We start from the raw sequence: 24,262 nt of genomic DNA, 5'->3' as shown, positions 1-24,262 counted from the left end.
TAGTGTGGGTTTATTTAATTTTGGTTAAAAACCAGGCTTTCTTGGCCTGGCTTTTTTGCTTTTTATCAACCATAAGAAAATGATTTATAGCATTTTTGGCTTGTAAAAATCTGATCACTACCTTTCGGAGAATTACAGGACATTTTATACTAGCTATGTTTGACAGCTCTGATTACCCCAAACCTCTTGATGAAGCACTTTTTGAAACTTGGTTAGAGCAAGGCCGCGAAAAGAAGATTCCCTATAACTACCTTATGATCATCTGGAATGTGGTAGATGAAGCCTATAAGCCTGTTTATGCAGAAAGTAGGGATGAATTAAAAGGACAAGAATGGTACCCAAACAATACAGGTCAAGAGGGCTTGGTTGCTATTTATGATTTGTACTCGGAGTCCAGGATAATGTTGGAAAATAGACATTAGGTTTTAGACATATGGCTGACTGTTGACTAATTGGTGTTTTAAATCAATCGATTTCAATTTCAGATTAAGGAAAAGTTGTTTACGATTAACTTCTCTCCATCGTCCGGGTTTACTCCAATTCTTTAAAAAACTCAAACATCAGTTGATTGGCATTCAAAGTTGTGGATGGGGCATCGGCTCTTCTCCATGGTTTTCCTTCGGCTCCAGGCCAGGAATGGCCACCATCATCAGTGATATAATATTTCATTGGGACGGCTCCTTCATTCCACTGGTAAAGGGTAAATCCCTTCTGTTGTGTGACATCCCTCTCTTTACATTGATTGATAGCTTCCCAGGTAGACATGACTTCTTCCAGAGATGGGAAAACAAAACCTGATGGACCTTTTCCTTTTCCACCTTCCAAGGGAACGTGTTGGTCTTGCATGGAATGAAAATGGATGATGGGTACTGGTGAGCCACAGCTTTTCACAGGTAGAATAGCTCCTGCCACTGGAGCAATGGCCCGGATCTTTTCAGGAATTTCACAAGCTAACCTATAGGACATCATGGCGCCATTGGACATGCCCGTGATGAATACCTTTCGAGGGTCGATATTATTTTCTTTGACCAGTTTATCTATCAAATTACTGATAAACTTAACATCATCTACTTGATTTTCTGATGAATAACCGCAGCATCCACCGGCATTCCACGTCCTTATCTTTAGTAGCCTTCCTTCGCGTGAGAGGCCATCAGGATAGGCCACTGCGTAGCCATGTTGCTGTGCAATAGGGGTGAGTTGATAACTATCTTGAGCCTGCTTTCCACTTCCAAAGCCACCGTGCAAAACAATTAATAGTGGGACCTTTTCAGGTTGATCTTGGATTGGTTCAAACAAATATGTCCGCTCTAAACCATCCACCATGATTGAATATTCTTTGGAATCATAAAGATAATCTTGTGGAAAAAAATCAATAACTGCTAATAGTGTATTGAAGAAAAATAAGTAGCTCATCATCATAACAGATAGTAAGGATTTGTGTTAATATAGACAATTTAAAAGTGTGTAGGTTTAAATCCTGATCCAATATCGTTTAGATCCACCTGACTGAAACCATTGTAAATACTCCTATTACGGTATAGAAATACTTCCAGTTTTTATTATCTTTATTCAATAAGCTACTGCCACCGATTTGTTAATACTTTAAGCCAACCCGAGTATATTATCAATCGAATTAACTTTTCTATTTTTAACAAGCTGACCAATTACCAAACGCATCAATAAGGAAATGAAGTCTGATTTTCTTATAGTAAGGCCAGCAAAACAATTGGAAATATGGGCACTATTCATGATGGATTTACAGCTTCCAACCGAATTCGGCAAGAAGGGATGGATGCGCTGAAGGATGTTTTAGAGGCACTGCAAGATGATTTTAAGTATGACCATCCATCCTTTAATCCTAAAAACCTGGAAACCACTCATTTTATCACTTGGGTAATAATACCTAAGGAAGTGGCACCCAGTGGAAGAACCTTACCTGCCCGCCTATTGCTGATGACTAGCTATACGGGTTCCAAAAGAGAACACCTTAGGGAGTTGGCAGAGGTGGGGCTGTCAGGTCTGCATGAAGTTTATAAGCAGTGTGAGGAATACCACTATTCCGAAAAGCCAAGTGTAGAACAAATGCTAAAGTTCTTGAGGAAGTCGTCCATCAAAAACACCTTTTATACAGGCTTTCAGTATGTTACCCAAGAATTGGTCTTTAAGCAAAATCAACTTCGCTCTGCTATTCAGGAATACCTGGATTCAGATGCTTTTAGAACGGGGTTGGAAGGCTTGACTTCTGGTCAGGTACGGAAAAGAATCCAAGATCATGTTCGGACCATTCCGGAACTTTCATGGGCACTGAAACCTTATAAAAGATCATTTGGGGATTTTTTAAACCTATATGGAGCTTTGATCTTTTGGTTGTTTATTTTGGGTAGCTCATTGGTTTTGGGCATCCTATATCCATTTTTCCACCATCCCTTGATGCTGGTTGGATTGATCATTTTCTGTGCTTTCATTGGACTTATAGGAATTTTATTGGTGCTGTTGAGAATAGATGAAAATATACCCTATGAACCTTTGGAGGAAGTTTCTGACGAAAGAATCTTAGACATTACATCAAGGGAAATCCACCCTGTCAAGAATGAAATGAGTGTCATTTCACCATTAAAAAAGGGCTTTATCCGCGGGTTTTTTCTGGCTTTCACTTTACGCATTGTCCCGATGGTCAGGGCCTTTTCTTATATTCCTACCGTTCACACCGCCAGATGGCTTCAGGCTGATGGAAGGAGGCGCTTGGTCTTTATTGCCTATTATGACAACACCTCGGAAGGCTATGCCCATGACTTTGTGGACTCCACCAAAAGGACCAGAAACCTTAACCTGATATTTGGGCATGCATCGGGTTTTCCAGCCACCAAATGGGCAGTTGGAGGGGGAGGAAAGGACCGCAAAGGCTACATCACCGGAGTAAGGACTCATCAGAAAATCACTGGATTTTGGTACAGCACCTTTCCGGAACTCAGCGTTTTGAACCTAGAAAACAATAAAGCCATCCATAAAGGTTTGTTTGGCAATTTGGACGAAAAAGAAATTAAACAATGGCTGCTCAGACTATAAAATGGGATCCAAATACCACATTGGAAAAGGAAGACATTCAAGGGCTTTTGGTTAGAGGCTACTCCAAGCTTCCCTATGCCTCTTATCATCTTCTTCGCTTTAATGATCTACTGGATACAAAGTCCTATCTCCAAAAGAGTATTCCGCAGATAACAAAGGCGTCCACTTCTCCTGATGATCTGGCCGTACACCTGGCTTTTACTTACGAAGGATTAAAATACCTCTCACTACCAGAAAAGACATTACGATCTTTTTTGCGACAGTTTAAGGAAGGCATGACGGAAAAGCACCGTAGTTTTGTGCTCGGAGATGAGCATGTCAATTCACCTGAACTTTGGGAATGGGGTGGGCCTAGTAATGCAACTGTGCATGCGCTTCTTATGCTCTATGCCAAGGACAATGGCACCTTAGAAGCAGCTCAATCACAACACCATAATTTATTCGGCCATCATCAAATTGAAGAAGTAAGGATGCTGGCCACAGAAACTTTGCCTAACCTCAAAGAACATTTTGGCTTTAGAGATGGCATTTCCCAGCCTTATGTGGGCGGTTTTAGTAGCAAGCAGCATGATGCGAATGAAGATATTCTTCCTCCAGGTGAGTTTATTTTGGGCTATAAAAACTGGTATGACCAGTTCCCTGATAGTCCCATTTTGGAGACAGTAGAAGATGCCGATGACTTACTTCCCAACCATCCTAACAACCATAAAGTAAAGGATTTTGGTAAGAACGGAAGTTATTTGGTTTTCAGACAATTAAGTCAAGATGTTTCTTGCTTTTGGAAATACATGAAAGAGCAGACCGCATCAGCAAGTGACGGACAAAATGAGGCGGTGAAACTAGCCAGTAAAATGGTGGGAAGGTGGCCCAGCGGTGCGCCATTGGTCAAAGCTCCTCAAGCCGATAATGGACAGTATGCCAACGACAATGACTTTAATTACTGGAAAGAGGATTTCAATGGGCTTAAATGCCCTATCGGAGCGCATATCAGAAGGACCAATCCGAGGGATTCTTTGTTAACCGAAAAGACCGATTTAGAATCCAAGGAGATGGTGCTTAAACATCGAATCTTGAGAAGGGGAAGAACCTATGGAACTCCGCTTGCAGAAAGTATGAAAACCGAGGATTTGATGGATGCAGCGGATGATGGAAAGGAGAGGGGCCTCCATTTTATCTGTTTTGTGGGAGACCTGATCAGACAGTTTGAATTTATCCAAAATGCTTGGGTCAAGTTCCATAAATTCGGTGGGCTATATGAGGATTCTGATCCGCTGATAGGCACCCATTATCAAAAGGACGGCCATGTAACCGATACATTTACAGTTCCTGAAGAACCAGTAAGAAAGCGTTATAAAAATATGCCCCAGTTTACTGCTGTTAAAGGTGGAGCTTATTTCTTTTTTCCGGGTATCAAAGCATTAACCTACCTGTCCAGGCCATGAAAGAGTTAGGAAAAGAAGAAATACCTCTCCATGAGGATGAGCATATTGAGGAGATCATTCAGGACATGCAGGGTTTTCTGGAGCGGACTTATGCACCGGGCAAAACCAAACGGCATTTTCATCCCAAAATGCATGGCTGTCTCAAAGCTACTTTTGAAGTCAAGGATGGCTTGCCCAGTAACTTGAAGAAAGGACTGTTCAGTATACCAAAGACCTATGATGCTTGGGTGAGGTTTTCCAGTGCACCTCCGAAGGAAGCTTCAGACAAGAAACCATCAGGATTGGGAATGGCCATTAAAGTGATGGATGTGGCTGGAGACTTTATTGAACCCAATGCTGAAAAGGCACAGGATTTTTTGATGACCACCAGCCCTGTATTGTCCCCTGGACATGTCGCTAACTATCGTCGAGCCATGAAAATGCTGATTTATGGCTTGCCACATGCGATTTTTTATGTATTGGATCCGGGTAACTGGCGAAGGATTGCTTTGACCCTCAAATACCGGAAGCGCTTTTACAATGTCTTGGAACAAATGTATTTCTCTGGAGCTCCCATACTATTTGGGGAAGGGACTGCTGTAAAATATGGGGTCAAACCGCACAAGGCCAAGACCTCAGGCAAGCCCCATAAGGGCACTGACTTTTTTTTGCAGCAGCGTTTGATGGAGGATATGGACACGAAAGATGCCTATTTTGACTTTATGGTGCAGTTTCAGGAAGACCCAGCTTCTGAACCCATTGAGGACACTTCACGACAATGGAAAACAACATTTCAAACTTTGGCCACAATTTGTATCCCCAAGCAGGAATTCAGTTCACAGGAAAGGATCACCTTAGGTGAAAACCTCCAGTTCAATCCTTGGCATGCCCTCAAAAGCCACCGGCCCCTTGGAGGTATCAATAGGGCTCGTAAGGCAGTCTATGGTATCTTGGCTGATTTTAGAAAGCAAAGAAATGGGGTGGGATTTTGATTTGGACCGCCTCGATCACAAACGCTAAGTTGTTAGAAATAAAGATAAACTAACTGTTTATGTGAATAAAACTCCAAATTTAGGTAATAAAAATCTATTTGCTTAATGAAAATAAGTTGTAAAATAACTAGCTTTACCATTATTGTTGAAACGTTGTACCATAAACTTGTTGATTTACAGATTGGTGCGCTCAAATATCGTTATCTAAGAACTTATAGTTTTTGGATAGTTTGAAAATCCAACTGTGCAAATCAATATAGATTTGATTCAGATTAGTCTGAATGAGGGTACATTTTTAAGTGCGCGTATTTTAACCATTCCATTTCCAGCATTCTCAAGGGATAGAATGTAAAGATAAATCTAACGAGTTAACACAATTTTTTTTCACCAAATACAACGATTATGAACAACAAATTCAATTACCATTTATTTGCTGTAATGTTGTTAATCCTTTTCTCTTGCAATGAGCAGAAAGAGGAAACTTCAGCCAATGCTTTGAGGCATTTTACCTATGACAAAGTCGAGCCAGCCAATTTTCCGAAATTGGATATCCCGGGCTTTAATTTCCCTGAGGATTCCACCATTCTAAATCAATGGATTCACGAAATGGATACCAATAAAATCTATTTGCACGGATGGGGTATCTGGACGGGCCTTACTTCTTTGACATCTCAAAAGATCCCTGGAGACCCCAGAAATTTGCGTGTTTTTGAGACTTGGATGACTCCAGAAGAAATGATTGATTCTATCAAGAACCAGCCGATCCAAAGATCCAATCGGGCCAACTTAAAAGTTCCAAATCAGTTCACCCATTTTGCTTCCAAACAAAAAACAGTGAATGACAGCATCTTTGAGTCGGTGTCCTACAGTCCGGGAGCTTCTGATTATGCCATCCAAAATAAGATTTTTATGGCCACCACTTTATATGACATGGCTAAAAATCAGAACAGGGTAGAAATTCCTTTTTTTCCTACAAATGCAATTACGATCAAGCCTGTATTTAAGTTGTTGCCCACCTCTGGAGGTGAAACCCAGTTTGATATCGCCACTTGGCCAGGTACCATAGATTCACTGGCTGCCTTTCCAGAAAAAGATTGGAACAATTATGTTACAGTAGATGTGAGCGGTCAGGGCGATGGCAACAATAATACCTACTCACTGGATGATTTTATCCATTTCAAGCTTAATGATGAAGATGCTTATTTTCTTAATCAAGAGTTTTCGGAGAATATTGGGAACCAGTTCAATGCCAAACCAGGCGATGTAGCTATTTTAGTGGGGATGCATGTGACCTCAAGGGAGATTACCAATTGGACTTGGCAAACTTTCTGGTGGACAGCTGATCCGGACAATCCTGCTGCACCCAGTTCAAAATCCATTGCAGACAGCAGACCTGATGAACTGAAAGGAGCAGCACGTCATTATGCCATGGCGGTAGCTTATTACATGGTAGATCCAAACGAACCTTACGAAGGAGAAAATATCATGGGAGCACCAAATTATGCTTTCAATCCCTATTTAGAAGCTGGCTTTGGACCGGGAGTATTTGACGATGCTATTAGTTTTGTCAATACAGCAGATGGTAAAATCAATACCTATGCCGGCGTACGGACAAACTGTATGAGTTGTCACCGCATGGCGACAGTAAACCCGGATGCACTTACTAAATCTTCCAATTCAAACACGCCATATGTGGGCAATTCCTTTGTCAGTCGTTCTGAGTCGATTTTTGAGGGACAATTGCTTTTGGACTTTGCCTGGTCCATACAAGGAAATGTAGACACCACCGGGATAAAGGCATATCTTGAGCAATAGGAGACATCATAATGTCAAAGATATTCCAGTCCCCGTTTCCAACGGGGACTTTTAAGTTTTTCATTTTTAAGTTCCATTGGTTCAGCTGACCAGAGTAAGAAAACGCAATGAAACCAACATAACAGGCTCATGTATTATCTCAACATCTTGATAGTGATCCATTGCCATTTTAGATCGTCACATAAAAATAGGCTATTTCAGGGATGAATTAGTTTATAAGGGTATTTTCGAAATGGTTTATATGATTTTTGACACTCAATTGAAATTCTTGGGGAGTTTGTCCTGCATGTAATTTGAAAAAGCGGCTAAAATAAGACCTGTCTTTAAACCCCAAGTTGAAGGCAATTTCTTTGATGGTATTTTCACTGTGTATGATCTGTCTTTTAGCCTCTAATAAAACCCGATCATGGATCAATTGCATCCCTGTCTTATTCAACTTTTCTTTTAGGATTTGGTTAAGTCTTTTGGCGCTGATGCCTAGATGATCCGCATAAAACTCAGCAGTCCGCTCTTCCAAATAATTCATTTCCAATAGTAGCATAAATTCATAAATGCGCTTTTCATTGATGTCCTGTAAAGTAAAATGTTGGTCCTTCAATTGGATTAGCTGCAATAAAAATACCTTTAGGAGAGCCTTGATCATGATTAGGTTCAAGTGGGGTTGCAGGTATTCCTCATTCATAAGTTCATAGACTGTTTGCAGCTTTTTGGCGCTTTCTTGATTCACTTGAAGACATGAAAACTCCCCCTGAATATTGAACATACGAAATACGTCGAGCAAGAACTCCTTGAGGTCTCCCTCCAATAATTCCCTCTTAAAGGAAATCAAAAGCCCTTTCTTACCGGCTTTGTTCAATTGATGTACCCGATAAGGGGGAATAAGGTAAATCCAATCACCGCGTAAGGTTTGGAAACTATGCTGCGGGACATGAAGCGCCTCTTCATCCTTAAGCCAAACAATCTCAAAAAACTCTTTTCTTCCTGGATCATCCAAATAGGATGGGGGGCAGTTCGCCAGGTTGCGAATGTAGATTACTTTATCACTTAACATAGGCATTGATTTATAAGGGTGAGTTTTATGGTTTTCCATATAGTACCACAAAAGTAGCGAATATCACCCAATATTTTATAAGCTTGGGCAAATTGTGCCACACATCTATCTAATAGTGTACGAATGACACCAGGCAAGCAAGCTAATTTTGTACCTAATATTTAAGCAATAACCTATGTATAAAGATAGATAAAATGGATGCAATAACAGAAACCAATACGGTAAAGGAGTCGATGGAAATGATCATTAAAGAGCATGTCGGTGTATCCCAAAACTTTCAGTTTGATGCACTGAATGCCATAGTACCTATTCTGGAAAAAGCCCATAACATCTTTTTGATAGGTGCGGGAAGGACTGGTTTTATGGTCAGGGCTGCTGCCATGCGGTTGATGCATTTGGGGTATGCGGTGCATGTCGTAGGGGAGACGACCACTCCTGCCATTGGAAAGGGAGATGTGCTGATCGCTGCCTCTGGCTCAGGTACCACCGGATCTATAGTACGGGCAGCACAGACTGCTTTTAAGGAAGGAGCCGAAGTGATTTGCTTCACCACCAATCGTGAATCCCATCTGGCTGAATTGGCGCAGTATACCATCGTCGTTCCTGCTGCAGGTAAGCAAGATCATCACGGGACAGTATCGGCGCAGTATGCTGGAAGCTTGTTTGAGCAATCCTTTTTGCTGCTCTTTGATGCCCTTATCCAGCACCTTTGGAAAATAGGGGGGAGCACGCCTGAAGAACTGTGGAAGCGTCATGCCAATATGGAGTAGGCTACAGCTATGAAAGATAGAATAACAATTACCATATAAAAACACACATTATGACAAAGTTACAAGTCGCGATTGATTTGCTGAAGACAGAAGATGCCATCGCTTTGGCCACTAAAGTTGCTCCCTACATCGATATTATTGAATTGGGAACCCCTTTGATCAAAAGTGAAGGGTTGAGTGCTATCACTGCGATGAAAGCGGCATTTCCAGACAAGAAAGTATTTGCTGACTTCAAAACTGCGGACGCTGGTGCATTGGAAGCGCAGATGGCCTTTGAAGCAGGAGCAGACTATATTACCATTCTAGGAGCTACAGGAAATTCAACAATTGCCGGGGCTGTAGAAGCTGCCAAAAAATACAACAAAGGGGTAGTGGTAGACACCATTGGGGTCAAAGACCGCGTGCAGCGTGCCCAGGAAGTGATTGCTTTAGGAGTAGAATTTGTGGAATTACATGCCGGATTGGACGAGCAAGCTGAGCCAGGCTACTCGATTCAGGTGTTGATTGATGAAGCCAGCAGAGCGGGTGTACCTGTGTCCATTGCGGGCGGTGTCAACCTAAACAGCATTGAGGGAGTCAAGCATTCAGGAGCCGTAGTTGCCGTGGCCGGAGCTGCCATTTATGGAGCAGAAGACCCTGCCGCTGCCGCCAGAGCTCTAAAAGAAGCCTTGTCTTAGTATTTAGAAAATAATTTAACAAGTGGTAAAGGAGGCGAGAACGTCTCCTTTTTTTGTATGGTGAATAGAGTTATAGTCACAGTCTGAGAGGATTTTTTTTAAATTTCGGTGTTTCGAACTCACGATTTCAACATATCCAACAGTCGCACGAATCCTACTTGGTTTCAGCTACACGAATGGTTTAGTTAATTCAATTTAAATTTCAAAATAGCTTGGTTTAGTTTAATTTAGATTCAGCTCAGGTGGTGTTTTAATCCTCACAGGTACCTTTGCGGTTGACAGGATACATGGATATTGAATCCTGTTTATTTTATATTTTCTTTCTCGGACCATTTAAGAACCCTTATGACCAAGCTATCCTACTTATTCCTAATCACGGTTATATTATTTACTCAATGTAAGGACGGTTCAAAAGATCAATTGCAGTCGGCTGACCATGATCCAATTCCTGAGACCATTATCGTTCCGGCTTCTGATTTTGTTTATGAACTTCCAAAAGGGGATATCTTGGCCAGTTCTTGGTCTTTGAGAGAAGAATGGGTATTCAATAACACGGCCATTGTGTTGAATTCACTGAGCAATCTTATGACCCATGTTACCGTTCCGACTGATGGTAAATACCAGCTTTTTGTAAGGAGCAAGGGTAATCCGAACGGCTCATTTAAAGTAGCCATCAATGATCAGGTCACTGAAACTATTTTCGGCTATGATTCGCTGATGACTTGGAAGCCTGGTGGTAGCTTTGAGCTAAAGGCTGGGGAAAATGTGGTCAAAATCACTCGGATAAACAGGGGGGCAGCATTTGACGTATTGGCTTTCACTAAGTCTTCTACTTTGGATGAGGGGTACATCAAGGGACATGAATTGAATGAGGAAGTAGAGCTTCTTCAGGAATATGAGATTCCCGCCTCCAATGCCGTGAAATTTGGAGATCTTAATGGCGATGATTTAACAGACTTTGTGGTATTTACAAGAGACTATTCGGCACATGCATTTGATAATAGCGGGACGGAACTCTGGTCTTGGAAGTCACCTGAGGTTTACCGACGTGAGCGCTCTGAATTTGAGGCTCCGGGTGTGCTTTGGGATTTTGATCAGGATGGAAAGGCTGAAGTGGTCCACTGGCGGATGTCCGGTGAGCAGGAATGGTTGGTCATAGCGGATGGTCAAACAGGGGAGGTAATCAGGCAGACAGCATGGCCGACCAAAGCTTTGCCTCATGTATATAATAATTTTCGGCTGGCTATCGGAAAACTTACCTCAGGCAGACCCAATGAAATTGTGGCTTTAACCGATATGGGAGGCACCATTAGCGTGGATGCTTATGCCAGTGACCTTACACACCTGTGGAACCATACAGAAAATAGAAAAAAGGACAACCTTGGCCACTACGTATACCCGGTCGATCTTGACGATGATGGAGTCGATGAGGTATTGGTGGGCTCACTTTTATTGGATGCTGATGGAAAGGAAATATGGAACCGTTTTGACCTTCTGGATGATAATCATGACCATGCTGACAACTACAAATTCGCTGATATCAATGGAGATGGGAAGAGAGATATTGTTACAGCCAACAGTGAAACGGGTGTCTTTATGTATGAGGCCATGACAGGTGAAATAATCTGGCAAAATATCGCGGAACATTCCCAGCAGATAGAAGTGGGAAATTTTCTAAAGGATAGGAACGAACCACAAGTAGTGGTTGGAGCTCGGACCTATGGGAACCGCCAGGCTGGAGAGCAATACCTGTGGAGCCAACTCTATTGGTTTTCCAACCAAGGGGAATTGCTTCTCAAGTGGCCTTGGAAGCCCATCAATGGAAATCCCGATTTTGTAAAAGGAGACTGGAAGGGGGATGGCAAAGATCAATTGTTCTGGTTCAAATTTTTAATTAATGATCAAGGGGCAGGGGAGTTACACTTTCCTGATCCTGTATTCCATATGTTTGATTTTACTGGGGACGGAGCAGAAGAAGTTATCACACTGGACGGGAGAACAATCCGAGTTTTTGGTGCTAAGGAACATCAGACAGGTAAGGATAAAAAAGAGGATTTGGCCTACCTTAAGCACAAAGTGGTAAATCATACCCATTATTAACGCTCTAATGGATCCCTTGGACAATAGTTGTTGCATTGAATGATTCAACATTATCGACTTTCCCACTAAGCACAAAAGGGGAGTAAGGAATGTAAAAGAAATGTTTTAAAAGCTTCTATGCCCTTTTAGGCTAGTTGTATGTTTTATTAAATTTTAGCATATTAAATGATATTTAAATTTTCAGCAATTGGAAAGGCTATCATTAGCAATTAAGTCTGTTTTCAAGGCTTAACTCTTCATTTCTTTTCCTTAGATGAAAAGAAACGAAGCAAAGAAAAATCAAGACACAGCTAAAGCTTCTTCCCACAAGGCCACCGCTGGCCCGCAGCTGTGTCAACCTCCCCACATTAAAAGCATGGTTAGAGAAACATATAACTAACCAGCACATGGGTTTCTTTAATATTTCACTAATTACATCAACCTGATTTCTCTATGAAAAGACAACTATTTTTAATTATGATTTTTATACTGGGCGTAATGGCATGCAAGACCAGTAACATTTCCAATGGTCAAGTTAAAGCCAATTCACCTACTTTATCCAAAGAAAATACATGGGTTTTTCTGATGGCAGGGCAGTCAAATATGGCTGGTAGGGGGACTGTTGAAGCGCCCGACACGATAAAAAATAGCCGGATTATAACCATGGACTCATTGAACAACTGGATGGTAGCCAGAGAGCCTTTACACTTTTATGAACCTAAAAACAGTGGGCTGGATTGTGGTTTGAGCTTTGCACGGGAAATGCTCAAAGTAGCACCAGACTCCGTCACCATAGCCATGGTACCCTGCGCTGTTGGGGGAAGTTCGATTTTTCAATGGATAGATGACCGTGAACATCGAAAGGTTAAACTTTTGAGCAACTTTAAGGAAAAGGTCCACTACGCGAAAGAAAAAGGAGTGATCAAAGGTATTTTATGGCACCAAGGAGAGAGCAATGCCAACCCGAACGACATTCCGGTCTATGAGGAAGCGCTTTTGGAGCTATTTGGAATTTTTAGGGCTGAAATAGGAAATGACACCCTTCCGATTGTGATGGGAGAGCTAGGTCGATTTGTCCTACCTGAGGAAAAGGCTACCAATTTTGATGGCATTAACCAAATTATTCGGGAAGTGGCAAAAGAAAATCCTGCCCTTTACTATGTTTCATCCGAGGAACTGGATCACAGAGGAGATCACCTGCATTTCAGCTCAGCAGCCCAGCGGGAACTGGGGAAAAGGTATGCCAATGTCTTTAGTTCAACAATTCAAGGTGCTGATTAGCCCTAAAGCAGGGTAGAAGAGTAGGCAAAGATGCTTGCTTTGGACATCATTTAAACAGGATGATGATTGCTCCCAATGCTGTCAATACCAAAATCATTTTTCTAAAAAAGGCCTCATTGATCATTTTTACAAGTTTGATTCCTAGTACAAAGCCAAGAATAATCCCCGGGATCAATTTTGCATCCAGGAGCAGGGATTCCTTTGTAATGGTGTGCCAAACAAAAAAATGAAAGGGTAATTTAAACACATTGATAATCATAAAAAGCCAGGCAGCGGTTCCTATAAATTGATTTTTGGGAAGGCGCATGGCCAGAAAGTAAATATTGGATATTGGACCGGCCAAGTTGCCCACCATGGTTGTAAAGCCAGCCAGGGTTCCCACGCTACTGGCAAAGGCCCAATGGGTAGGCACCGTTTTTACCTTTTTTTGGTCCCACCAAACAATAAGGGCCAAAACCAAGAAGATAATGATGACCATGCCAATTTTAAAGGTTTGCTCAGGAAGGTCCATACCGACCCAACTTCCCAGAAAAATACCCAAAATCATCCAGGGAAGGAATTTGCCCACATATTTCCATTGGGTATGCCTATTGTAATAGATTGCGGCAAATACATCTGCCACGATCAATAGCGGCAATACGATGCCTGTGGATTGCTTGGCCTCGAAGGCGATGGCCATAAAAGTCACATTGATAATGGCAATTCCTTTGATGCCAGCTTTGGACAAGCCAATCACAAAAGCGGCCAAAAAACTCAAAATCCATGAAGTGGTGTTGATCTCTGAAATGATAGATAAAAGCATAGGTTGGCAACTAAGGCAATGGGTGAAATATTTTTGTTTCGCAAACTTAAAAAAATCACTTGAAGCAGCCTTAGGCTGAACCATATAATTGTTCCGAATCTAGTCCTGGTTTGTAACGAATACTCTTAAAACTTAGCGTTTTAAACGCACCAATTCACTATATTATTTAGCCGCATTGCAAATGCTTGGATTTAGCAACCCGCGTTACAAACGCGGGTTAGTGGCGATGCTTGATTCACAACGATCTCTAGTCCTCGTTTGCAACGAGGACACTTAAATCCCAGCGTTTTGAACGCATCATTTTACTATATCACCTAGCCGCATTGCAAATGCTTGGATCTAGCAACCCGCGTTGCAAACGCGGGTTAGCGCCGATGCTTGTTTCACAACGCACTCTAGTCCTCGTTTGTAACGAGAACACTTAAATCCCAGCGTCTTGAACGCACCATTTCACTATATTATTTAGCCGCATTGCAAATGCTTTGACTTAGCAACCCGCGTTGCAAACGCGGGTTAGCGCCGATGCTTGTTTCACAACGATCTCTAGTCCTCGTTTGCAACGAGGACTCCTAAATCTAAGCGTTTTGAACGCTAATACCAAAGGCATCTTTTCAACCAATGTACTCGATTTCAACCAAGCCTTTAATACCACAATAATCCCTAGCAGAGCTGAAAAGGTAATCTTCCGATTCTTCTACAATAAGTGCTCTAACTGGATTGCAATGAATATAATTAAGTTTTTGAGTCAGTAGTTTATTGCTTTCTAACAAACTAGCGTGATTGTCATCTTTCCAGAATTTATACTTCTTGATTCGCTTGAGGTTCCTGCCTGCATATTCAAACTGATTGAGCATCCAATTACTTCTGCTCTCGGGTTCATTTTCTATCCTCCGAATGATTGTTTTTGCGGTATATTTTTTGAAATCACGGATGATTCCTGACAGTTGGTGAGGCTCCTCAGCCCTGCAAATAAGATGAAGGTGATTACTCATCAGGCACCAGGAATAGATTATCAGTCCCTTGTGTTTGTGACAAAAGTTTAAAGCGTCCGTAATATCCAGTTTATATTCCTTTCTGGTAAATACATCCAGCCAACCTACTACTGTAAAGGTTAAAAAATATACGGCATTTTGATCTGTGATCTTATATTGGTCTCCCGACATTCTGAAAAAATTTGATCAGTTTTGAAATTAAGATTATTTGACTGATTTTCAAATACTTTCTTATTCCAGTCTTCGTTTTGACACCACAACCTCTAGTCCTCGTTTGCAACGAGGACTCCTAAATCCTAGCGTTTTGAACGCAACATTTTACTATATCACCTAGCCGCATTGCAAATGCTTGAATTTAGCAACCCGCGTTGCAAACGCGGGTTAGCGTCGATGCTTGTTTCACAACGCACTCTAGTCCTCGTTTGCAACGAGGACTCCTAAATCCTAGCGTTTTGAACGCACCATTTTACTATATCACATAGCCGCATTGCAAATGCTTGAATTTAGCAACCCGCGTTGCAAACGCGGGTTATAGGAGTATGAACTGTTTGAAAAATACCATAAACAGGGTATTGACATAAATATATGATCCTGTTAGGTTTAGGTGTACATATTTTTTAACCAAACCAAGTTTTTTATGTCAAAGCAAAATTATGAAGCTATCCTAGAGGAGCTTATTGCCATTCCCACTGAAGCTGCCAGCATTCCGGCCATGCCAGTGGATGTTTATGTTCAGGAAGCAGCAGACCTAGCCGTATGGGTGGAAGATGAAAAATCAGCCATGAAAAAGGCTGGTATGGATTGGGAACTTGCCCAAAAGCTTCCGGTCTTGGCCGGAGCCTTACGCCATGCACAGTCACTGTGGATGAAGGAATTCAATATCCAGGAAGAAGCACGCCGAAAGTGGGAGCAAAATTCTCCTTTGGCTTTTGAATTGAAAAATGACCTGGAGGCAGATTGCCGCTTTGCCTTCCGTAAGCGCCCAGATCTACTGGCCAAGGTTCAGCAAGTAGAGCAGGGGACTTCCCATGCCGATATGGTGCAGGACCTCAGTGATCTGGCAGCCTTGGGCAATGCCCATTTGGAATTGCTTAAATCCATTGGGGTGAATGAAGAGAAGCTACAGCTGGCCGAGGCTACTGCCAGTGAAATGTCCGAGCTTTTGGCCCAGATGAACGGAGAGAGTGCCACCAACAATGAGGCCAAGATCATGCGAGACAAGGCCTATACGCTGCTGAAAACAGCCGTTGACGAAGTCCGTGAAACAGGAAAATATGTCTTCCGAAAAAATCCTGAAAAGCTCAAAGGCTTCACCAGTGCCTATTATAGGAAGATCAATAAAAGCCGTCCAGAGAAGACTTCGGAGAATCTTTTGGAAAATTAAAGCAATCTTTTACGTTTAGTAAAATAAGGCCGCTTTCTTCGGAAAGTGGCTTTTTTGTTGTCTTGGTTGCATTGCAAATGCTTTGACTTAGCAACCCGCGTTGCAAGCGCGGGTTAGCAGCGGTTCTTGTTTTATTAACTAAATCTAGTCCTCGTTTGCAACGAGGACTCTTAAATCCCAGCGTTTTAAACGCATCATTTTATTATATCACCTAGCCGCATTGCAAATGCTTGGATTTAGCAACCCGCGTTACAAACGCGGGTTAGCGTCGGTTCTTTTTTCACAACGGAATCTAGTCCTCGTTTGCAACGAGGACTCTTAAATCTTAGCGTTTTGAACGCACCAATTCACTATATCACTTAGCCTCATTTCAAATGCTTGAATTTAGCAACCCGCGTTGCAAGCGCGGGTTAGTGTCGGTTCTTGTTTTATCAACGAAATCTAGTCCTCGTTTGTAACGAGGACTCTTAAATCTGAGCGTTTTGAACGCATCAATTCACTATATTATTTAGTCGCATTGCAAATGCTTGGATTTAGCAACCCGCGTTGCAAACGCGGGTTAGCAGCGGTTAGCGCCGATTCTTGTTTTATCAACGAAATTTTTATGGGTTTTTTCAAAATTTTATTTGGAAGAACACCCTTCCTGTAGCTGAAGTTGCCGTCATGTACCCTAGGTGAGGCTTCCTGTAAGCAAAGAACCCGTCCTGTACCCCTTAAGACCTTTCCTGTAGCCAGGTATAGTCCTCCTGTAGGTTAGGAACCCTTCCGGTAGCATCTACTAGCCTTCCTGTAAGTAAAAGAACCCTTCCTGTAAGAGGATGAGGGCTTCCTGTAGAACAACTTGGCCTTCCTGTCAGGCCTTTAGCCCATCCTGTAGGTGCCCAATGCCTTCCGGTCAAACAGGAAACAGTCCAAAGGCTACAGGAAGGGTGGAAAAAGTAACAGGGGAGAGGGGAAGTGATACAGGAAGTAGAGAATTGGTTACAGGACGGGTAAAAAATTCATGTTTTATCTAAAAAATACTTTGTATGGAATATTGCAGGTGAAAATTGTATTTAATACATTTAAGGTAGTTGTGACTGGAGAATTTGCCCTGAGCCTATTTTTGAGGCAAATTCATTGGTGACTTTTTAGAATGTTTTTTTACTTAATTCTCACTTACTTATAAAAACCTTTTTCTCGATCTACTTATGCAATCACGAATATTATTAGGCATTTTGATTCTTTGTATAACTAATACATTACTTTATGGTCAACAGCATATTGTCAAGCCCCTTAGTTCGGATGTTTACCTTAACAAATTAAAAAATTCAAAAGACTCATTATATGTTGAAATATTAAAAGAGTTTGATGATTATTTGCATGATCACCCCAATGATTATAATGCAAGAATTGAAAAATGCATCATAATTGATCAGGCTTATTATGATAGCTATGAGGAGTATAACCCAAAATATGAGGAATTTGAAATATGCTTGAATGATCTTGTAAAAGATTTTCCTGAAAATCATGATGTACTATTGTTCAAATTGAAAAATACATACGGTGATTCATCCTTAGAATTTTGTAATCAAGTTATTAATACTAATCGCATGAACCCTGGAAAGTGGCCTGATTATAAACTGGCCAAGTTCTACCAAGAATTAGCTTTGCAGTACAGTTACAAGGAGGATCGGAGAAAGACAATTGAGAATGCTAAAATCGCTGAAGAATTGAACGATACGTTAGATTTAAGTGCATTAGTTGCCGAACAATATATGGCTTTAAATAATTATGAAGAAGCAAAAAAAGAATTGTTTAGAAGCTTAGATTCAACGGATAATGGTTGGGAGTCTTATAATAAAGGGAATTTATTACTTAAGCTAGGCGAGCCAGAAAAAGCACTTCAAGCATTTAATTATGCACGGCGTGATACAAGTATATGGATGGATAATGGACTTATTGCTAAAGCACTAATCGATAATGGTAAACATACTGAAGCCAGAGAGTTTCTACTTAAAGACCTTAGTGAAGCTTATTATTCGTCAGCATCTTTACACCAATTATTGACTTTTGACTACAAACATAGCCCTGCTGATACTACACTCACAACATATAATCAACTAAATTCTGCTAGTTTTTTGAATGATGCCTTTGGAAAGTATCGATTTATGATGCTGATAAAAGCACCTTTTGCTGCATGGGATATCAATGATGTGTATAAACTACTAATATTTATTCTATCAATTATACTTCTAATCATATTACCATATTTATATATTTTACCAATTCATTATATTTCGAATTACTTTAAAATTGGGGAAGTAACCACTTCACTAAATGAAGTACGTTGGGGTCTTAAAGATTTTTGGATTATTTCTTCTTCTATAATGTTTATTGAATTTTTAGCATCAATAATTTTCAATTATCAAGGCCTGCTTTCAACTTTTTTTAATGACTATTATATTGAAGAAGAAGCTAATATTAGCCTTAATAAAGCTAATTTTGGTCTGTTTTTCTTTGTAGGAATGTTAGTTGTCGTTTTATTATTTATTAAAAAGAAAGACTACAGATTCTTGAATGCTGAAAAATGGTCAACCGGGAAGGGAATTGCGATTGGGATTGGTCTTGCTTTTGCGCTACGCTCTGTATATTTCTCTTTGGTGAGAATTGGACTTATGCCTAAAACCAATGCATCAGTAATAGGCTCAGTTCAAGATTACTTTGCTTCCATTAATTCATACTACCATCCAGCATTAAGTTTCCTGTTTATAGTAATCCTAATACCTTTTTATGAAGAATATCTTTTTAGAGGAATTGCACTTAGTTCTATGGAAAAGCGGATTAAATTTATGAGTGCAAATATTATTCAGGCAATTATTTTTTCTTTGCTTCACGGCAACTTGAATCTCTTTTTCTTTTATTTGGCTTTTGGGTTAATTGCAGGTACACTAGTGAGGAAATCAAAAAGTATTGCTCCCAGTATTGCATTTCATGTAACTAATAATTTTTTCGCATTTATAGTACTTTCGCGGTTATCCTAAAGTTATTTTAACGAAGTGGGAAGGAGTAGGAAAAGTTAATGGCCTGCGTTATGTTAATATAGCTTGGGAGCTTTTTGAGCCTTATTTTTTTAAAAGGCGAAGAAAAGCGCGGGGTAGAAAATAAAGTTTTTGAGGGAGGGGAAATGAGCGTTGGATGCTGGCACATGTGTATGAAAGCAATAGGAGGGTTATTCTTTCAAGCTTCTCATTGAAACAATTTTAGACAAGAACTTCTTCTTATCTAAGTCATCAACTGCAAGTTCAGTATCTGAAGTTTCAATTAAATTATCGTATATAGTCAAAACTTCTCTATAAAAATCAATTATCAATTTAGAGTAGTCATCTGATCTAAGGTGAATACCAAGGTCTTCAAGTTCGATCATAAAAGTTCCTTTTTCGTATACTATTTGAATCGACCACTCCTCCGACAAAACCAAATAATCCTTTTCAACTTCAATATTTTTAGTTGAATGAGAAAACTCTGCATAATCTAATGACTTTCTTTCTATTATATCAGATTTCTTTGCAGGCTTTTGAGAATCCTTGATATCCATAAAAAACTCTTGATACAATACCTTTTCCTGGTTGGCTTCTTCTTGAACTATTTTGGGAACTAATATATTGTTAACTGGCTTTGATACAGGTTTATATTCTCTAATAGTTTTAGAGTAATGGCTATTGGTAATATAAACTTTATAACTATTCTTTTCTCTAAATGTAGAAATAAAGTTTTTATATATCAGGTTTCTCTCAGCTTCATTATATTTTTCAGAAATAGATTCTACAACTGCCAATGATTCGTAATCTATATATAAAACTTCATCTTTATATTGATCAAACAGTTGGTTTCTCCATGAGTTTATTTCCTGCGAATATTGATTTTGCATTATACTGGTGTCAGAAGAAATGCTAACTCCAAAACTCTTAAATCTTTGATCAACCACTAACAACTGAGTTTTTGAAATTATCTGGCCAAGTACTTTACTATAATCATCTCCAAATTTTTCTTGTTCAAATGCTTTTCGAAAGTTTACATCAACAAAATTGGAAAAGGAAGAGGAAATATTTTTAAGAAAGTCAACTGCATTTTTTACAAAGATGGCTTTAGAATGAGTCGGACTCTTTGCTTGAACTCGTAAATGAATTGCAGTACTACGCAAGTGATCTAGATAACTATTGTCCTCATATTCAACATTTCCCAACAAAACTGAATTAACTCTGTCAAGAAGCTCTCTCAATTCATACTCTAAATTGGGGTCAGGTTTACCAGATAGCGCGGTAAATATAAGTGACTCAGCATGTTTTAACTCACGACAATTGTAAGCTAAAGATGCAGCACTTCTGAATAAAATGGATCTTGTGGGCTCAGTATCATGTTCGTCTTTAAGCAATTGAGCTGCTTGGTTTTCAAGTTCTAATGCTTGTTTTGTGAAGTTTAAATAAGACACATCATCTCCTCTGGATTTATGAATATAAGCCAAGCTTGCTAGTTCCATTGCCTTTATATGTAACTCTTCGGATTTAGTCATTTTTCAACAAAACTCGATTTAGGATTACTAAACTCTGTAACCGATATATATGCTGGCAGTCCAGAATTATCACTTGGTTTTGTTTGGTTAATTTTCGATTTCAATCTAACATCTAAAGTATTAGTTTTTGATTCCTTAAATATTCCTGAGACCTCAAGACGTGCACCCTTTAGAAAGTTCTTTTCATCGTAACCTTTCGTACCTTTTTTATGACATAGGTAATAGTCTATACCTGTACCAGTTGCACTTTGATGAAGAATAGTATAATCAGTCAATTCAAATACAAGAATGAAGGCCATAGCATAGCCTGCAAATTCAGAAATCACCTTTTCTTCCTGCCAACCCGCATCACTGATTTCTTTTGTCCATCTCAATTTATATTTTTGCTTGACAATTCCATCAACAAGAACTGTAACACCATCAACATGTCCATTTTTGACAAGTGCAGCTATACATCCTTCACTATAAAAGTCACATATCGCTTTTGATATGTTAGGGTGCTTAGAGTTTAAATCCTCTATGAATAAATCAGTTACTGTAGACGCTTCCGCCATAATCTAAATAGTTGATACTAATAACTCCCGAATATCTACCTCCAAAAACTCAGCGATTCTCTTCAAATCCTTAAGGTGTGGTTGAGACTTGTTATTACATATAGCTGTCATAGCGGTAGTGCTAATTCCCAACTGCTCTGAAAGCCACTTTTGTGATTTACCTTGAATAACAAGTACTTCTTTTACTCGGTTGATTCTGTCTTCCATTACTTCAAATTAGTAACAGAAATCTTTAATTGCATAAGTTGAGCTTACATTTTTAAAAGTGATACTTTACTTAATTAAAGTGAAAATCAAATTTAAACTTTATTTTATTAAAGTTATAATTATATTTTAATAAGTTTATCTTACATAAAAATAATTTCAAATATAATTGAATAATATTTCATTAATGGTTAAGATGTATCGATCTACAGGCGTGTTAGGTTGCAAGTGTTTTGAGGAGCGATTCTGTAAGCCCTGAGAATCGCGCATTTGAAAATATGGATAAATGTTATATAATTTACATTATGTTAAATAAATAATTCGTTACCCTAAATACATTGACCAACGCCCGTGTGCTTGAAGCTTCTTTTCGATAGCTTACTTGCTCCCTTTTTGATTCTTTCTGCCCCATTCAAAAACTATCTGTGTTAATCTGTGTGTATCTGTGGTTGATAAAACCCTAAGTCGCCATGGCTTCAATGCGATTAGTATTAGTGATTTCTCCTCCGTAGGAATGACATCGTTTACTAAGGATTGATTATTATTAGGACGAGATTGCTTCTCCGCCCTGTCTGACATCAGGCAGGGCGGAGAAGCAATGACGTGGAAATATCTGTGGTTATAACATTTTAAGTTGAGATTGCCTCATTCCGTTTCTCTCCATTTGCCATGAGGATATTGTGGACAATTATCCTTATAATTGAAACGTTAGTTTCTCCTTAGCGATCAAACTTTATGAATAACCGAATTTGGAAGCGCACCGGATTAATCTTGGGACCGCTATCTTTTACATTGATTCTTTTATTTTTTCATCCGCAGGATTTATCTGCTGATGCCCGGGCTGTGATGGCTTTGGCCGTTTGGATGGCGATCTGGTGGATCTCTGAAGCCATTCCCATTGCGGCGACTGCTTTATTGCCCCTGTTGATTTTACCGCTTACGGGTGCCTTATCCATGGATGATACCGCCAGCCCTTATGCTGACCCTAAAGTGTTATTGTATATGGGGGGCTTTATGATCGCCGTGACCATAGAAAAATGGAACCTACATAAGCGAATTGCCCTGTCCATCATTGCCTTTATCGGTACGGATATGCGTTTGATCGTATTGGGCTTTATGCTGGCCACAGCTTTCCTTTCCATGTGGATCTCCAATACCGCTACCAGTCTGATGATGTTGCCCATAGCGGTGGCCGTGGTACATCAGTTGTCCGAAGGTATAGCCGGCACTAAGATCACTGAGACCATGATCGGTCAGGCATTAATGTTGGGAATTGCTTATAGTGCTTCTATTGGCGGTGTGGCTACCATTATCGGGACGCCTACGAATATTGTTTTGGTGGGCATTGTCAAGGAAATGTATGGGATTGAGATTGGCTTTGCGGAATGGATGATGATTGGTTTGCCCATTTCCTTGGGACTACTGGGCATTTGTTGGTGGTATTTGGTGAAGGTCGCCTATCCTTTTCCCAAAGACATGGCTTTAGCGGGTGGAAAGGCAGAAATCCAAAGGCAGTTAAAAGCATTGGGTAAGATTTCTGTTCCTGAAAAACGGGTCTTGGCGGTTTTTAGCTTGGTGAGTTTTTGTTGGATCACTAGGGTGTTTTTACTACAAGGGCTCCTCCCCTTTCTAAATGATACCATTATTGCGCTGGCTGGGGTTTTATTGCTTTTTGTCCTGCCTTCAGCACCCGGAAAAAAGCGTTTGCTGGACTGGAAAACGGCCGAAAACATTCCTTGGGGAATCCTGTTGCTCTTTGGTGGCGGGCTTTCTTTGGCTGCTGGTTTTAAGGAAACAGGTCTGGCGGCATGGCTGGGTGGACATTTTGAAGCCTTACAGTCCATCCATTATTTGATCTTCCTTTTGATCATTGTGGCATCGGTAAACTTCCTGACAGAAATCACCTCCAATGTGGCCACAGCCTCCATGCTATTGCCAATTTTGGGAGCGGTAGCCATGGCTTTGGGTGTACATCCCTACGGCTTGATGGTGGCTGCTACCATGGCTGCCAGTTGTGCCTTTATGCTTCCCGTGGCCACTCCCCCCAATGCGGTGGTCTTTGGATCGGGTTACCTCACCATCCCCGCCATGGCCAAAGCAGGTCTTTGGATGAATCTATTGTCCATTATCTTTATCAGCCTGTTTGTGTATTATGTGATGCCAATGCTTTGGGGTTTGGACCTGAGGGTTTATCCGTTTTAGGTTAGTATTGAGTCATGAGTCCTGAGTATTGAGATTGGAGTCAATTTACGTCATCGTGAGGAAGGTGATAGCCTGACGTGGCGATCTTTTATTTGAAAGCTAAGACAAAAGAAATTAGACATTAGATGTGAGACTGGATTTCGGTTGTTTCCAGCTTGTGACGTTGCAATTTTGTAGTAAAAATTTAACCACAGATGGACACAGATAAACACAGATAATTGATTAAGGAATGGCTAGCACGTAATTGCGTTCCGCTACTGTATATTTGAGATGAAATCTCAATTTTAATGGTGCCGGGCTATAAGCCTCGGCACAACAACGGCAACAACGCAGACAATTTTGTAGTAAAAATTTAACCACAGATGGATACAGATAAACACAGATGATTGATTAAGAAATGGCTAGCACTTAATGGTG

The 24,262-nt window shown here is 40.4% G+C and carries 20 protein-coding genes; 12 read left to right on the top strand and 8 right to left on the bottom strand.

Annotated elements, in window-relative coordinates:
* The first annotated feature begins 155 nt into the window (after nucleotides 1-155).
* Nucleotides 156-422, top strand: a complete 267-nt coding sequence (locus tag JL001_RS17840; protein WP_200978650.1) for a hypothetical protein — start codon at nucleotides 156-158, stop codon at nucleotides 420-422.
* 109 nt (nucleotides 423-531) lie between these two features.
* Here JL001_RS17840 and JL001_RS17835 read toward each other — a convergent pair whose 3' ends face one another.
* Nucleotides 532-1,422, bottom strand: a complete 891-nt coding sequence (locus JL001_RS17835; protein ID WP_200978648.1) for a PHB depolymerase family esterase — start codon at nucleotides 1,420-1,422, stop codon at nucleotides 532-534.
* 315 nt (nucleotides 1,423-1,737) lie between these two features.
* Between JL001_RS17835 and JL001_RS17830 the strand changes: the two genes are divergently transcribed.
* The 4 genes from JL001_RS17830 to JL001_RS17815 all read left to right on the top strand — a co-directional run bounded on the left by JL001_RS17830 (nucleotide 1,738) and on the right by JL001_RS17815 (nucleotide 7,297).
* The gene (locus tag JL001_RS17830) at nucleotides 1,738-3,069 is read left to right on the top strand and encodes a peroxidase (protein ID WP_200978646.1); all 1,332 of its coding nucleotides are present in this window, start codon (nucleotides 1,738-1,740) and stop codon (nucleotides 3,067-3,069) included.
* Nucleotides 3,051-4,511: a peroxidase gene (locus tag JL001_RS17825; RefSeq protein WP_200978644.1), complete on the top strand. Its 1,461-nt coding sequence runs from the start codon at nucleotides 3,051-3,053 to the stop codon at nucleotides 4,509-4,511. Before JL001_RS17830 ends, JL001_RS17825 begins: the two co-directional genes overlap by 19 nt.
* Nucleotides 4,508-5,482 (top strand): catalase, encoded by a 975-nt coding sequence (locus JL001_RS17820; protein WP_200978642.1) that lies wholly within the window; start codon nucleotides 4,508-4,510, stop codon nucleotides 5,480-5,482. Before JL001_RS17825 ends, JL001_RS17820 begins: the two co-directional genes overlap by 4 nt.
* Nucleotides 5,483-5,884: 402 nt before the next feature.
* Nucleotides 5,885-7,297, top strand: coding sequence for a hypothetical protein (locus JL001_RS17815; RefSeq protein WP_200978640.1), 1,413 nt, complete (start codon nucleotides 5,885-5,887; stop codon nucleotides 7,295-7,297).
* 208 nt (nucleotides 7,298-7,505) lie between these two features.
* On the opposite strand, the gene JL001_RS17810 is transcribed toward JL001_RS17815, so the two are convergent.
* Complete coding sequence (locus JL001_RS17810; RefSeq protein ID WP_200978638.1) at nucleotides 7,506-8,348, bottom strand: AraC family transcriptional regulator; 843 nt, start codon at nucleotides 8,346-8,348, stop codon at nucleotides 7,506-7,508.
* Between the two features lie 194 nt (nucleotides 8,349-8,542).
* On the opposite strand from JL001_RS17810, the gene hxlB reads away from it, so the two are divergent.
* The 4 genes from hxlB (at nucleotide 8,543) to JL001_RS17790 (ending at nucleotide 13,155) form a co-directional block, all read left to right on the top strand.
* A complete protein-coding gene (gene hxlB / locus JL001_RS17805; RefSeq protein WP_200978636.1) occupies nucleotides 8,543-9,118 on the top strand; it encodes a 6-phospho-3-hexuloisomerase in 576 nt (191 codons plus the stop codon).
* Between the two features lie 50 nt (nucleotides 9,119-9,168).
* Complete coding sequence (hxlA, locus tag JL001_RS17800) at nucleotides 9,169-9,795, top strand: 3-hexulose-6-phosphate synthase (RefSeq protein ID WP_200978634.1); 627 nt, start codon at nucleotides 9,169-9,171, stop codon at nucleotides 9,793-9,795.
* A gap of 345 nt (nucleotides 9,796-10,140) precedes the next feature.
* Complete coding sequence (locus JL001_RS17795) at nucleotides 10,141-11,895, top strand: hypothetical protein (RefSeq protein ID WP_200978632.1); 1,755 nt, start codon at nucleotides 10,141-10,143, stop codon at nucleotides 11,893-11,895.
* A 432-nt stretch (nucleotides 11,896-12,327) separates the two neighbouring features.
* Nucleotides 12,328-13,155 (top strand): sialate O-acetylesterase, encoded by an 828-nt coding sequence (locus tag JL001_RS17790; protein WP_200978630.1) that lies wholly within the window; start codon nucleotides 12,328-12,330, stop codon nucleotides 13,153-13,155.
* 46 nt (nucleotides 13,156-13,201) lie between these two features.
* Here JL001_RS17790 and JL001_RS17785 read toward each other — a convergent pair whose 3' ends face one another.
* Together JL001_RS17785 and JL001_RS17780 are read right to left on the bottom strand one after the other, a co-directional pair.
* A complete protein-coding gene (locus JL001_RS17785) occupies nucleotides 13,202-13,957 on the bottom strand; it encodes a sulfite exporter TauE/SafE family protein (RefSeq protein WP_200978628.1) in 756 nt (251 codons plus the stop codon).
* 611 nt (nucleotides 13,958-14,568) lie between these two features.
* Entirely contained in the window at nucleotides 14,569-15,120 is a 552-nt protein-coding gene (locus JL001_RS17780; RefSeq protein ID WP_200978626.1) for a transposase, read from the bottom strand.
* Between the two features lie 466 nt (nucleotides 15,121-15,586).
* On the opposite strand from JL001_RS17780, the gene JL001_RS17775 reads away from it, so the two are divergent.
* A complete protein-coding gene (locus JL001_RS17775) occupies nucleotides 15,587-16,333 on the top strand; it encodes a hypothetical protein (protein WP_200978617.1) in 747 nt (248 codons plus the stop codon).
* A 713-nt stretch (nucleotides 16,334-17,046) separates the two neighbouring features.
* Here JL001_RS17775 and JL001_RS17770 read toward each other — a convergent pair.
* Nucleotides 17,047-17,232 (bottom strand): hypothetical protein, encoded by a 186-nt coding sequence (locus JL001_RS17770; protein WP_200978615.1) that lies wholly within the window; start codon nucleotides 17,230-17,232, stop codon nucleotides 17,047-17,049.
* Between the two features lie 291 nt (nucleotides 17,233-17,523).
* On the opposite strand from JL001_RS17770, the gene JL001_RS17765 reads away from it, so the two are divergent.
* On the top strand, nucleotides 17,524-19,356 hold the full coding sequence (locus JL001_RS17765; RefSeq protein ID WP_200978614.1) for a type II CAAX prenyl endopeptidase Rce1 family protein: 1,833 nt from the start codon (nucleotides 17,524-17,526) through the stop codon (nucleotides 19,354-19,356).
* 188 nt (nucleotides 19,357-19,544) lie between these two features.
* Here the strand turns inward: JL001_RS17765 and JL001_RS17760 are convergent, their stop codons facing one another.
* The 3 genes from JL001_RS17760 to JL001_RS17750 are packed head-to-tail and all read right to left on the bottom strand — an operon-like array spanning nucleotide 19,545 to nucleotide 21,646.
* Nucleotides 19,545-20,885, bottom strand: a complete 1,341-nt coding sequence (locus tag JL001_RS17760) for a hypothetical protein (protein ID WP_200978612.1) — start codon at nucleotides 20,883-20,885, stop codon at nucleotides 19,545-19,547.
* Nucleotides 20,882-21,439 (bottom strand): hypothetical protein, encoded by a 558-nt coding sequence (locus JL001_RS17755; protein ID WP_200978610.1) that lies wholly within the window; start codon nucleotides 21,437-21,439, stop codon nucleotides 20,882-20,884. Before JL001_RS17755 ends, JL001_RS17760 begins: the two co-directional genes overlap by 4 nt.
* Before the next feature lie 3 nt (nucleotides 21,440-21,442).
* A complete protein-coding gene (locus JL001_RS17750) occupies nucleotides 21,443-21,646 on the bottom strand; it encodes a helix-turn-helix transcriptional regulator (protein WP_200978608.1) in 204 nt (67 codons plus the stop codon).
* Between the two features lie 732 nt (nucleotides 21,647-22,378).
* Here JL001_RS17750 and JL001_RS17745 point away from each other — a divergent pair.
* Nucleotides 22,379-23,845 carry a DASS family sodium-coupled anion symporter gene (locus tag JL001_RS17745; RefSeq protein ID WP_200978606.1) on the top strand — a complete coding sequence of 489 codons (1,467 nt, stop codon included), beginning with the start codon at nucleotides 22,379-22,381 and terminating at the stop codon, nucleotides 23,843-23,845.
* Nucleotides 23,846-24,262 lie beyond the last annotated feature (417 nt).

The organism is Echinicola sp. 20G, assembly GCF_015533855.1.
In the GTDB taxonomy this organism is placed as follows: Bacteria; Bacteroidota; Bacteroidia; order Cytophagales; family Cyclobacteriaceae; genus Echinicola.
This window is presented reverse-complemented; position numbering and strand designations above follow the sequence as displayed.